The sequence below is a fragment of the Pseudomonas sp. UBA2684 genome (assembly GCA_002354655.1).
Taxonomy (GTDB): domain Bacteria; phylum Pseudomonadota; class Gammaproteobacteria; order Pseudomonadales; family Pseudomonadaceae; genus Aquipseudomonas.
In genome coordinates, this window is the sequence record DELY01000001.1 from 77,494 (window position 1) to 90,063 (window position 12,570).

Annotated in this window: 11 protein-coding genes; 2 read left to right on the forward strand and 9 right to left on the reverse strand. The window is 63.0% G+C overall.

Features of this window, described 5'->3' with window-relative positions:
* Nucleotides 1-8: 8 nt before the first annotated feature.
* Entirely contained in the window at nucleotides 9-902 is an 894-nt protein-coding gene (locus tag B3M58_RS00345) for a LysR family transcriptional regulator (RefSeq protein ID WP_296216522.1), read from the reverse strand.
* A 541-nt stretch (nucleotides 903-1,443) separates the two neighbouring features.
* Here B3M58_RS00345 and B3M58_RS00350 point away from each other — a divergent pair.
* Together B3M58_RS00350 and B3M58_RS00355 are read left to right on the forward strand one after the other, a co-directional pair.
* On the forward strand, nucleotides 1,444-2,139 hold the full coding sequence (locus B3M58_RS00350; RefSeq protein WP_296216524.1) for a tRNA (adenine(22)-N(1))-methyltransferase: 696 nt from the start codon (nucleotides 1,444-1,446) through the stop codon (nucleotides 2,137-2,139).
* Between the two features lie 572 nt (nucleotides 2,140-2,711).
* Nucleotides 2,712-5,072: a DNA polymerase II gene (locus B3M58_RS00355; protein WP_296216682.1), complete on the forward strand. Its 2,361-nt coding sequence runs from the start codon at nucleotides 2,712-2,714 to the stop codon at nucleotides 5,070-5,072.
* A gap of 98 nt (nucleotides 5,073-5,170) precedes the next feature.
* Here B3M58_RS00355 and cls read toward each other — a convergent pair whose 3' ends face one another.
* From cls to B3M58_RS00395, 8 genes are all read right to left on the reverse strand, one after another.
* The gene (gene cls, locus B3M58_RS00360; protein WP_296216526.1) at nucleotides 5,171-6,559 is read right to left on the reverse strand and encodes a cardiolipin synthase; all 1,389 of its coding nucleotides are present in this window, start codon (nucleotides 6,557-6,559) and stop codon (nucleotides 5,171-5,173) included.
* A gap of 235 nt (nucleotides 6,560-6,794) precedes the next feature.
* Nucleotides 6,795-8,012, reverse strand: a complete 1,218-nt coding sequence (gene arsJ, locus B3M58_RS00365; RefSeq protein ID WP_296216528.1) for an organoarsenical effux MFS transporter ArsJ — start codon at nucleotides 8,010-8,012, stop codon at nucleotides 6,795-6,797.
* Between the two features lie 201 nt (nucleotides 8,013-8,213).
* Nucleotides 8,214-9,218: an ArsJ-associated glyceraldehyde-3-phosphate dehydrogenase gene (locus B3M58_RS00370; RefSeq protein WP_296216530.1), complete on the reverse strand. Its 1,005-nt coding sequence runs from the start codon at nucleotides 9,216-9,218 to the stop codon at nucleotides 8,214-8,216.
* Nucleotides 9,219-9,240: 22 nt separating this feature from the next.
* Nucleotides 9,241-10,005, reverse strand: a complete 765-nt coding sequence (locus tag B3M58_RS00375) for a tyrosine-protein phosphatase (protein WP_414704033.1) — start codon at nucleotides 10,003-10,005, stop codon at nucleotides 9,241-9,243.
* Nucleotides 9,914-10,630, reverse strand: coding sequence for an arsenical resistance protein ArsH (arsH, locus tag B3M58_RS00380; RefSeq protein ID WP_296216532.1), 717 nt, complete (start codon nucleotides 10,628-10,630; stop codon nucleotides 9,914-9,916). Before arsH ends, B3M58_RS00375 begins: the two co-directional genes overlap by 92 nt.
* A gap of 4 nt (nucleotides 10,631-10,634) precedes the next feature.
* The gene (arsB, locus tag B3M58_RS00385; RefSeq protein ID WP_296216534.1) at nucleotides 10,635-11,696 is read right to left on the reverse strand and encodes an ACR3 family arsenite efflux transporter; all 1,062 of its coding nucleotides are present in this window, start codon (nucleotides 11,694-11,696) and stop codon (nucleotides 10,635-10,637) included.
* Nucleotides 11,697-11,712: 16 nt separating this feature from the next.
* Nucleotides 11,713-12,183 carry an arsenate reductase ArsC gene (locus B3M58_RS00390; protein WP_296216536.1) on the reverse strand — a complete coding sequence of 157 codons (471 nt, stop codon included), beginning with the start codon at nucleotides 12,181-12,183 and terminating at the stop codon, nucleotides 11,713-11,715.
* Between the two features lie 30 nt (nucleotides 12,184-12,213).
* A complete protein-coding gene (locus B3M58_RS00395; protein ID WP_296216538.1) occupies nucleotides 12,214-12,570 on the reverse strand; it encodes a metalloregulator ArsR/SmtB family transcription factor in 357 nt (118 codons plus the stop codon).

Below are 12,570 nucleotides of genomic sequence, written 5' to 3' on the forward strand. Positions count from 1 at the left end.
CTTTCAGTTCAGCCCGGATAACGCAGGGCGTCGCGCAGCAAGGTAAAAGCCGGTGAACTCTGCCGCCTGCTTGGGTAATAGAGGTGGTATCCCGAGAACGGCTCGCACCAATCCACCAGCACGCGAATCAGCCGGCCTTCGGCGACATGCGTCTGTATCAGGTCTTCGGCCATGTAGGCCAAACCCAGCCCCTGGAGGGCAGCCTCCAGGCGCATGGCAATGTTGTTGAACACCAGTTGGCCCTCGACCCGTACTTTCAGTTCTTCTCCGTTCTTCTCGAACTCCCAAGGGAAGATGCCGCCATAGGTGGGCATGCGGATATTGATGCAATTGTGCTGCATCAGATCACGCGGAATTATTGGCTTCGGGTGCCGGGCGAAATACGCCGGGGAGCCGACTACCGCCATGCGCATGTCGGGGCCGATGCGCACCGCGATCATGTCCTTGGCCACTTGCTCACCGAGCCGTACGCCGGCGTCGTAGCCCTCCGCCACGATGTCGGTCAAACCGTAATCCACGATGACCTCGATGCTGAGATCAGGGTGGCCAGGCAACAGTTTCGCCAGCACGGGTTGCAGGAGGGTGATCGCCGAATGCTCGCCGGCGGTGATGCGCAGTTTGCCTGCTGGCTTGTCACGAAACTCGCTGAGTAATCCCAGCTCGATGTTGATTTCTTCGAACCTGGGCGCGACCACCCGCAGTAGATGTTCACCCGCCTCCGTGGGGGCAACGCTGCGGGTGGTGCGCGCGAGTAGCCTGACACCCAGGCGCTCTTCCAACTGACGCATGGCCCGACTCAAGGCCGGCTGCGACATGCCGAGCTTGGCGGCGGCGCGGGTGAAACTGCGTTCCTGCGCCACGGCCGCGAAGATCGCCAGTTGGTCGTAGCTTTCAGTGGTCATTTATGCGTTCTCGTTATGAGCCAATTGCGATTGTGCCATTTAGTCTGGTCTATCGCTCGGGTCTACATTGCTCTTCCGCAGGGCGTCGTGGCGACACGGCAGCCGGGGCAAAACCATCACCCGCAGCACGCCGCCGTCGACCTGTAGGTATTAGGGAAACGTTATGAATGCCACTACAAGTGACGTTGTCCGGCCAGGCAATCGCACGACGGGTGGGTGTGGGCAAGCAACTGCTGCTGGCAGACTTGCGAGAGGAAAATGCCAGGACGGCAGCCGAGGTATGGGCCAACGCCGGCAACCTGCATTGCCACTGTCGTCGGTACATGCCTTGGCCGAGAAGGCCTTGGCGCTGACACCTACCGGCAGCTTTGGGTCGAAAACAGCCCGTCACTGAGGTTCGTAGAGGGTGATCCCCGAGCGGTAGGTTCGGGTGGACCCACAGCGCTGGTCGTAGGGATTTGCCATGCACGGCGTTGCTCGACAAAATCGCGCTCCGATTCGGCCAAAGGCGCCGGACGCTGATGGTGAAAAGGGACTGGGGTTGAACGAACAGACATTGTCTATGCGCCTAGAACGTGTGGCGGCGCATGTGCCAGCAGGTGCGCGGCTAGCCGATATTGGCTCGGATCACGGCTATCTGCCGGTGGCGTTGATGAGCCGTGGTGCCATCGTGACTGCGGTGGCTGGCGAGGTGGCCTTGACCCCGTTTCACGCGGCTGAACGTAGCGTCCGCGAGAGTGGCCTGAGCCAGCGGATCAGCGTGCGCCTGGCCGATGGTTTGGCGGCAATCGAACCGGGAGACGCAATCACGGCAATCAGCCTCTGCGGGATGGGCGGCGAGAGGATTCGCGACATCCTCGACAGCGGTAAGGCCCGCCTGAGTGGTCAGGAGCGTCTGATTATGCAGCCCAACGGCGGTGAGCAGCCGCTGCGCCAATGGCTGATGGAAAACGGCTACCGCATCCTTTGCGAGGAAGTGCTCCGGGAAAACCGCTTTGCATACGAAATCATCGTTGCCGAACGCTCTGGGCCGGTGATGTACACCGCCGAGGAGCTGTACTTTGGCCCGCTGCAGATGCAGGTGCGCAGCCCGGCGTTCCTGGCCAAGTGGCAGCGCATGTTGCGGCTGAAGCAGCAGACCCTGGCCGACTTCGCTCAGGCGCGGCAGGCGGTGTCCGAGGAGAAGGTGCAGAAGGTCGCCCGACAGACGCAGTGGATTATTGAACTGCTGGCTTGAGGCTAGGGGCGCTAAAGGGGTGATAGGCGATGCCTGGGGCGCGGTAATTCGTAGGGTGGGTTAGGCGCATGACCATGGATTATAGACTGCTGCATAGTCAGTTGCGCCGTAACCCGCCAGAGAGGGGAGGCCAATTAGCGCTTGGTGGGTTACGTGGCGCACTCATTGCGCAGTTGTTTTGCTAGCCCACCTCAGCGTCACTAACCCACCCTACAGAGTCTGCGTACACACAGTTAACGGGTACATAGACAACAAAAAACCCGCCGAGGCGGGTTTTTTCAGACCATTCCGACTTCCTGTCAGTTGCCGTCCTGGCGATGGTCGATCTTCCTTGATTCTGGGCGCGTCCTGCGCATCAGTGATGGGCTTAGATTAGGCGCAACGGGGGTCAGCTAATAGAGCGAATCGCAGGCTCTCCGTGTAAGCCTTTCGCTATACCCTGATGCGGACGTGCCGCGAGCGCGCGCCGGCTAAGGCGCTGCGCAAAGCACTGGCCTCTCGGCCAAGGCGAAGCGGATGTGCGCAGAGGTCGGTAGAATCGCGCCGTGAAACAAACGTTCGAGGTTGCAGCGGTGGAGTTACGGCAGGGCTTTGTCCTGACCCGGCAGTGGCGCGATACGGCCGCGGGCACGGAAGTCGAGTTCTGGCTGGCGACTGATGCCGGGCCGCAGCGCGTGCGTCTGCCTTATCAGTCGTCGGTGGCGTTTATTCCGGCCGAGCAGCGCGAGCAGGCCGAGGCGCTGCTGCGGGCTGAGCACGCTGTCGAGTTGCGCGCGCTGGGTCTGCGCGACTTTCGCCATCGACCGGTGCTGGGCCTGTATTGCCAGCAGCATCGCCAGTTGATCAACCTCGACAAGCAGCTGCGCAAGGCCGGAGTGGATGTGTTCGAGGCGGATGTTCGCCCGCCGGAGCGCTACCTGATGGAGCGCTTCATTACCGCGCCGGTGCTGTTCGGCGGCACGCCCGATGCCAACGGCAGCGTGCTCGATGCGTACCTGAAACCCGCGCCGGACTACCGCCCGCGACTGCGGCTGGTGTCTCTCGACATCGAAACCACCGAGCATGGCGAGCTGTACTCCATCGCCCTGGAAGGTTGCGGCGAGCGCCAGGTGTATATGCTCGGGCCGGCCAACGGCCATGATGCCGAGGTCGACTTCAAGCTCGACTACTGCGCCAGCCATGCGCACCTGCTGGAACGGCTGAACCAGTGGCTGGCGCAGCATGATCCCGACGCCATCATCGGCTGGAATCTGGTGCAGTTCGACCTGCGCGTGCTGCACGCGCATGCCCAGCGCCTCAAGGTGCCGCTGCGGCTCGGTCGCGGTGGCGACGAGATGGACTGGCGCGAGCACGGCAGCGGTAAACACTTCTTCGCCTCCGCCAGCGGGCGGCTGATCATCGACGGTATCGAAGCGCTGCGCTCGGCGACCTGGAGCTTTCCCTCGTTCAGCCTGGAATACGTCGCGCAGACGTTGCTCGGCGAAGGCAAATCGATCGACACGCCGTACCAGCGCATGGATGAAATCAACCGCATGTTCGCCGAGGACAAGCCCGCACTGGCGCGCTACAACCTCAAGGACTGCGAATTGGTGACGCGGATCTTCGCCAAGACCGAGTTGCTCACCTTTCTCCTCGAACGCGCGGCCGTCACCGGCCTGCCTGCCGACCGCAGCGGCGGTTCGGTCGCGGCTTTTGGCCACCTGTATATGCCGCTGATGCACCGCCAGGGCTTCGTCGCGCCGAACCTCGGCGAGAAGATGCCGGAGGCCAGCCCTGGCGGTTTCGTCATGGACTCGCGGCCGGGGCTGTACGAGTCGGTGTTGGTGCTCGACTACAAGAGCCTGTACCCGTCGATCATCCGCACCTTTCTGATCGACCCGGTGGGCCTGGTGGAGGGCCTGCGCCATCCCGACGACAGCCAGTCGGTGGCGGGGTTTCGCGGGGCGCGCTTTTCGCGCACGCGGCATTGCCTGCCGGCTATCGTCGAACGGGTCTGGCAGGGACGTGAGGCGGCCAAGCGCGAGCACAACCAGCCGCTGTCACAGGCGTTGAAGATCATCATGAATGCCTTCTACGGCGTGCTCGGCTCCAGTGGCTGCCGCTTCTTCGACACCCGTCTGGCGTCGTCGATCACCCTGCGCGGCCACGAAATCATGCGCCGCACGCGTGAGCTGATCGAAGCGCAGGGGCATGTGGTGATTTACGGCGACACCGACTCCACCTTCGTCTGGCTCGGCCGCGAGCACAGCGAAGAGGACGCGGCGCGCATCGGCCAGGCGCTGGTGCAGCACGTCAACCAGTGGTGGCGCGAACACTTGCAGCGCGAGTTCGATCTGGTCAGTGCGCTGGAACTGCAATTCGAGACGCACTTCAAGCGCTTCCTGATGCCCACCATTCGCGGCGCGGAGGAGGGCAGCAAGAAGCGCTACGCCGGTCTGGTCAGGCGTCGCGACGGGCGCGAGGAGATGGTCTACAAGGGCCTGGAAACGGTACGCACCGACTGGTCGCCGCTGGCCCAGCAGTTCCAGCAGGAACTCTACCAGCGCATCTTCAACCGCCAGCCGTACCAGGATTATGTGCGCGATTATGTGCGACGCACCCTGACCGGTGAGCTGGATGAACTGCTGATCTACCGCAAGCGCCTGCGCCGGCAATTGCATGACTACCAGCGCAACGTGCCGCCGCATGTCCGTGCCGCGCGCCTCGCCGACGATTACAACGACCTCCAGGGGCGGCCGCGGCAGTACCAGAACGGCGGCTGGATCAGCTACGTGATCACGCTGGCCGGGCCGGAGCCGCTGGAAATCCGGCGTGCGGCCATCGACTACGATCACTACGTCACGCGCCAGTTGCAGCCGGTGGCGGACGCCATTCTGCCGTTCGTCCACGACAACTTCAGCACGTTGGTCGGTGGCCAACTCGGTTTGTTCTGAACCCGCCGGCATGGCGCGCCAAGGCAAGCGCGCCACGGCTGAGCAGGATCAAGCAAAGCCTCCCAGCGGTAAGCTCGAGTAGCGCTCCGGCAGGCGCCTCACAACCAGTATTCCCACAGCCGTCCGAGCAGTTCCTTGCCGCGTACGCCGAGGGGGCGGCGGCGCCATTGATCCAGGCTCACGCTGTCCGAGTTCTGCAAGTCGGCGATAAATGCGCGGCGCATCTTCTCGCCAAACCCTGTGCCCAGAATCACCGCGTTGACCTCCTGGTTATGCAAGAAACTGCGCCAGTCGAGATTGGTCGAGCCGACCGTCGACCAAACGCCGTCGATCACCGCGGATTTCACATGCAGCAAGGCATCGCGGCGCTCATACAGTTTCACCCCGGCCTTGAGCAGTTCGCTGTAATAGGCGCGGCCGGCATGCAGCACCAGCCACGAATCGGTGCTGCTGGGCAGGATTAGTTTCACATCGACGCCGCGCGCGGCCGCCTCCTTGAGCGCCGCCAGCAACTGCGGGTCGGGCACGAAGTAGGCGTTGGTCAGCCAGATCTCGGTTTGCGCGCTGCGCAGTGCGGAAATCAGCGTGACGTAGATCAGGCTGTACGGATCGTCCGGCGAGCTGCCCACGGCGCGCACCACTTCGTTGCCTTTTTGTTGGGGCTCGGGGAAGTAGTTGCGCGGAGCCAGCGGTTTGCCTTGCTGTTTTTCCCAGGTTTCGATGAACAGCTTTTGCAGCTCGGTCACCACCGGGCCTTCAAGCTGCAAGTGGGTATCGCGCCAGGGCAGGGCGCCGTCAGGGCGTTTCTTCGAGGGTTGGCTGAACGAGCCGCCGGAATACACGCTGCTGATATTGACGCCGCCGAGAAAGGCCATGCGCCCGTCGACCACCAGCAGCTTGCGATGGTCGCGTTGGTTGACATCCCAGCCGGCTTTGGCAGTCAGTGGGTTGACCGGGTTGAACTCCAGCACGTTGATCCCCGCGGCGGTGAGCTCGCTGAAGAATGCCCGGGGGGTGTTGAGGGTGCCGACACTGTCATGGATCACGTTGACCTGTACGCCGGTGCGCTGCTTGGCGATCAGCGCTTGGGCGAAACGTTGGCCGACTTCATCGTCTTCGAGAATGAAGGTTTCCAGGTTGATGTGATCGCGTGCGGCTTCGATGGCGGCGACCATGGCTTTGTAGGTGCTGGGGCCGTCTTGCAGGAGTTCGGCTTTGTTGCCGGCCGTCAGCGGGCTGCCGACGATCGCTTCTTCGAACGCCAGGTGCAGGGTGAATATATCGGTGTCGTCGCCGCTTGCCTTGAGGCGGTCGAGGATGGCCTTGCTGCGTTGGGGGGAAAGCGGGCCGTCCGGGCCGTCGAGTTGCACCGTCGGCCCACCGTGGCGCGCCATATCCGGTGCCAGGGTCGGCAACGAGCTGCAGGCGGGCAACGCCAGGCACAGCGCCAATGAGATAGATCGCCGCCATCGAGTGAACGGATTCATTAGGCATCCTCCCCGTCGTGGAAGGGCTATCGAGTCGCGTATGGCTGACCCAGTCTTTGCTTGCAGCCGATTGACGAAAGCGCTGTGGGCTTATGCGGTATAGCTGTTTTTTCGAGGTCGTACAGCGTCCAGTGCGGCACGCGTGCCGGATGCCGCGGCAAGGCGCACCACGCGGCGGCGCGCTCCGGCAATGTTGCCTGTGCAATAGCGCGCGCCGCAGTACCGGGGCGTTGGTTCAGGGTTCGGGGTGGCGCGGCAGGGCGCTGGAAATCAGCGCCGCCAACAGCACGAAGGCCGCCGAGATCCACAGGCAGGCCGCTAGCCCGTAAGCCTGATAGACCCAGCCGGAGAGCAGGGTGCCGAGCAGCCGGCCCAGGGCGTTGGACATGTAATAGAAGCCGACATCCAGCGACACACCGTCTTCCTTGGCGTAGGAGACGATCAGGTAGCTGTGCAGCGAGGAATTGACCGCGAACACCACCCCGAACAACAGCAAACCGCCGATCAGCACCACCTGCGGCGCCAGGGCGCTGTGCAAGCCGAGGGCGATGGCCGCGGGCAGGCCTGCCAGGAGCAACGCCCAGAGACAGGCCGCGCGGCCATCGGGTAGCTGTCCGCGGCGCTTGCCGGTGATCGCCGGCGCGCAGGACTGGACGATGCCGTAACCGATGATCCAGAGGGCGAGAAAGCCGCCGACCTGCCAGAAGTCCCAGCCGAAGACGCTGGCCAGGTACACCGGCAGGGCCACCACGAACCACACATCGCGGGCGCCGAAGAGGAACAAGCGCGCTGCAGAGAGGAGGTTGATCGCCCGGCTCTTGGAGAGCATGTCGCGGAACTTCGGGGTGGCCTTGGCCTTGCCTAAATCCTTCTTCAGCAGGCACAGGCTGGCCAGCCAGATCAGCGTCAGCACGGCCGCCATGGCCAGCACCGCACCGGCAAAGCCGAGCAGGGCGAGCAAGGCGCCGCCGAGGAAGAAACCCACGCCTTTGAGTGCGTTCTTCGAGCCGGTGAGAATCGCCACCCATTTGTACAGCGTGCCCTGCTGGCTGTTCGGTACCAGTAACTTGATCGAACTCTTGGCGGACATCTTGTTGAGGTCCTTGGCGATGCCCGACAGCGCCTGCGCGCCCATCACCCAGGGAATTGTCAGCCAGGCCGCCGGCACCGTGAGCATCAGCAGCGCCAGCACCTGAATCGCCAGGCCGATGTTCATGGTGCGATTGAGCCCCAGGCGCGCGCCGAGGTAACCGCCGACCAGGTTGGTGACCACGCCGAATATTTCATAGAACAGAAACAACGCGGCAATCTGCAACGGCGTGTAGCCCAGGCTGTGGAAATGCAGCACCACCAGCATGCGCAGCGCGCCGTCGGTCAGGGTGAAGGCCCAGTAGTTGCCGGTCACCAGCAGGTACTGGCGCACGTCGGGGGCGAGGCGGGACAAAGCGTACATCGATTGCGTCCTGTTGCTGTTGGGTTGAAGGTGATGGGTATCGCTGCGCTCAACCCATCCTACGGCGCGTGGTTGCTCAGCCAATTCCACCCTGTGAGGTTGCTGCTCGGCGCAGGCGTCTCCGCCGGGCAACTGGCGTAAGCGCTGTCGCGGCTAAGGCGGAATGCCGCCCAGCCCCTCCCACAGTACGGAGAACGGTTCTCAGTCGGCCGAGCCCACCAGGCGCGCCAATTCGACGGTGCGGTTGGCGTAGCCCCATTCGTTGTCGTACCAGGCGTACAGCTTTACCTGGGTGCCGTTGATCACCAGGGTCGACAGCGCATCGATGATCGAGGAGCGCGGATCGGTGCGGTAGTCGATCGACACCAGCGGGCGCTCTTCATAGCCGAGAATGCCCTGCAATGGGCCAGCGGCAGCCGCCTTGAGCAGCGCGTTGACCTCATCCACCGAGGTGGCGCGCTCGACTTCGAACACGCAGTCGGTCAGCGACGCATTGGCCAGCGGCACGCGCACCGCATGGCCATTCAGCTTGCCGCGCAGTTCGGGGAAAATTTCCGCGATAGCGGTGGCGGAACCCGTGGAGGTGGGGATCAGGCTCATGCCCGAGGCGCGAGCACGGCGCAGATCCTTGTGCGGCTGGTCGAGAATGCTTTGGGTGTTGGTCAGGTCGTGAATGGTGGTGATCGAGCCGTGGCGGATGCCGAGGTGTTCGTGGATCACCTTGACTACCGGCGCCAGGCAGTTGGTGGTGCAAGACGCGGCGGTCACGATGCGGTGCTGCGCCGGGTCGAACAGCTGCTGATTGACGCCCATGACCACGTTCAGCGCACCTTTCTCCTTGACCGGCGCGCACACCACCACACGCTTCACGCCCTGATCCAGATAGGCCTGAAGCACCGCCACGGTTTTCATCTTGCCGCTGGCTTCGATCACCAGGTCGCAGCCCGACCAGTCGGTGTCGGCAAGCGCCTTGTTGGCGGTGACCGTGAGGCGCTTGGCGCCAATCACCACCTGCTCGCCCTCGGCGCGGGCTGCGTGCTGCCAGCGGCCGTGTACCGAGTCGAAATTCAGCAGATGGGCATGGGTCGCGGCGTCGCCGGCCGGGTCGTTGATCTGCACGAACTCCAGCTCTGGCCAATCCCAGGCGGCGCGTAACGCCAGGCGACCGATGCGGCCGAAACCGTTGATACCGACTTTGATGGACATGGTTGTCTCCTTGAATGACGGATCAGTTGCCGGGTCTGGCAACTGGCTCGAATTGGGCGATGTACTGGACATGCGCGGGGTGTTGCAGGGCGCGCGGACGCAGGGCCTGCACCTGGCTGATTGCCTCGCGCAGCGGCACGCCACACTCGATCAGCAACTGGGTGGCAATCAGCCCGGTACGGCCCGAGCCGCCCTTGCAGTGAATGGCGATGTGTTTGCCTTCGCTAACAGGTCGTTGAAAAACTACCTGCGTTGCCGATACGGCGTTAAAAACAGGCTCGGAATGCTCATTTACAACACGTAAACTGCGCTTCCTCGCCTGTTTTTGCCTTGTCTCGGCTGCCTCGCCTACGTTTTTCAACGGCCTGCTAAGCAGTTGCTTGATCCGCTCGCGATTGGCGTCCCACGCTGCTTGGAACGGTTCGGCGGGTGCCTGGTCGTCTTCCACCGGCAGGTGGAACCACTCGATGCCATGCTGCTGGCACTGCTGCGGCAGGTCGTCGACTGCGTTCTGGTGCAACTCCTCAGTCGGCATCAGCGTCAGCAAGGCCGAAGCACCGGCTTCTTTCAGGGTGGCCAGCGCCTCGGCGAGCGATGTGTCTTGGGTGCCAGGGCACGGCGTGAAGATCAGTTGGCCCTGGATCTGCTTGGCGCTCAGCACGGAGTACGGATGTTGTGGCACGATCAAAAATCCTTCAGATGGCGCGTTGATTAACGCGGTTGGAGAGTTCTTGCGCCGATTCCTTGCGCTCGGAATAGCGATCAACCAGGTAGTCGGAGCGCTCACGTAGCAGCAGGGTGAACTTCACCAGCTCTTCCATCACGTCCACCACGCGGTCGTAGAAGGCCGAGGGTTTCATCCGGCCGGCCTCGTCGAACTCCAGGTAGGCCTTGGGCACCGAGGACTGGTTGGGGATGGTGAACATGCGCATCCAGCGCCCCAGCACGCGCAACTGGTTGACCACGTTGAACGACTGCGAGCCACCACACACCTGCATCACCGCCAGGGTTTTGCCCTGGGTCGGGCGCCGCGCGCCGATGGCCAACGGCACCCAGTCGATCTGCGCCTTGAACACCGCGGTCATCGCGCCGTGGCGTTCCGGCGAGCACCACACCTGGCCTTCCGACCAGAGCATCAGCTCGCGCAGTTCCTGGACCTTGGGGTGAGTGTCCGCCGAGTCGTCTGGCAACGGCAGGCCGGAGGGGTTGAAGATTCGCGTCTCGGCGCCGAAGCGGTGCAGCAGGCGCGCGGCTTCTTCGCTGAGCAGACGGCTGAACGAGCGCTCGCGGGTCGAGCCGTAGAGCAGCAGGATGCGCGGTTTGTGCGTGGCCGCCAGCGGGCTGCCGAGCTTGTCGAGGCTTGGCAGGTCGAGCAGTTCGGCCGCGAGATTGGGGATGTGTTCTTCGGTCATATGGCTACTCCTGAGCGAGGGCCGCGCTGGGCTGGCCGAACCAGCGGCGCTTGAGCCACAAGGCCACGCCCACCAGGGCGATCAGCACCGGTACTTCCACCAGTGGGCCGATCACCGTGGCGAAGGCCACCGGCGAGGCGAGGCCAAAGGTGGCGATGGCCACGGCGATGGCCAGTTCGAAGTTGTTGCTGGCAGCGGTAAACGCCAGAGCGGTGGTGCGTGGGTAATCGGCGTCGAGCAGTTTGCCCATGGCGAAACTGATGAAAAACATCACCACGAAATAGATCGCCAGCGGCAGTGCGATGCGCAGCACATCCAGCGGCAGTTGCAGCACCACGTCGCCCTTGAGGCTGAACATCGCGACGATGGTCAACAGCAGTGCCACCAGCGTCAGTGGGCTGATCCGTGGGATAAATCGCTGGTTGTACCAGGTTTCGCCTTTGCGCCCGATCAGCAGTTTGCGCGTGAGGAAACCGGCGAGGAATGGGATGCCCAGGTAAACCAGTACCGATTCGGCGATGCTCAAAAAACTGACGTCGATCACGCTGGCGTGCAAGCCGAACAGCGGCGGCAACACGCCGAGAAAGAACCAGGCATACAGGCTGAAGAACAGAATCTGGAAGATGCTGTTGAATGCCACCAGGCCAGCCACGTACTGGTTGTTGCCGCCGGCAATCTGGTTCCACACCAGTACCATGGCGATGCAGCGCGCCAGACCGATAAGAATCAGCCCGGTCATGTACTCCGGCTTGTCGGCCAGGAACACGATGGCCAGGACGAACATCAGCACCGGGCCGATCACCCAGTTCTGCACCAGCGACAGCGCGAGAATGCGCTTGTCCTTGAACACCTCGGGCAGCTCTTCATACCTGACCTTGGCCAGCGGCGGGTACATCATCACGATCAGGCCGATGGCAATCGGGATATTGGTCGAACCCACCGACAGGCTGTTGAGCCAGCCCGGCAGGCCCTCGAATAGGCTGCCCAAGCCGACGCCAATCGCCATGGCGAGAAAAATCCAGATCGTCAGGTAGCGATCCAGGAATGAAAGACGGCTTTTGCTCATCGTCAGGCCTCCAGTGTCAGAGCGTGCCGATCAAGGCCAACTCAGCCTTGAGCTGCTCGGCATTCATCTGCTTGAGCGGTAAAGCCAGGAAGGCTTCGATACGGGTGCCGATCTGTTCCAGGGTGGCGGCAAAAGCCGCTTCGATCTGCTCTTCAGTGCCCGGGTACTCCGATGGGTCAGCCAGCCCCCAGTGAGCCTTGGTCGCCGGCCCGAAAAATACTGGGCAGGCCTCGCCAGCAGCCTTGTCGCATACGGTGATCACGAAATCAGGTGCCAGGGCCTCGTGGGCCTCGCTGGATTTGCTGGTGAGCCCTACGGTCGAGATGCCGGCGTTTTCCAGGGTCTTCAGGCTCAGCGGGTGCACGACGCCCTTCGGCTGGCTACCAGCGCTATAGGCTTGCATGCCAGTGGGCGCCACGTGATTGAATGCAGCCTCGCAAAGAATGCTGCGGCAGCTGTTGGCGGTGCAGAGAAACAAAATCTTCATCAGGCGATCTCTTAAAGGCCAGGCGTGGATTCAGCAGCAGGCGGCCAGGCGCTGCGGGCGGTCGCCCATCACGTCGAGGCGTTTGGCGTCTGGGCTGAGCCAGTGCCGATTGGCCTCCAGGGTGGTTTTCAGAATGGCGATCACCCAGTCCGGCAGGCTCGGGTGCAGGCGGTAATACACCCATTGCCCTTGCCGGCGATCTGCGAGCAAACCGCAATTGCGCAGCTGCGCCAGATGGCGGGAAATCTTCGGCTGACTCTCGTCGAGCGCACAGGTCAGCTCGCACACACACAGCTCTTCCTCACGGGCGATGAGCAACATCAGGCGGACGCGGGTTTCGTCAGCCAGGCATTTGAAAACGGTGGTGGGGGTCAGATGGTCAGCCAT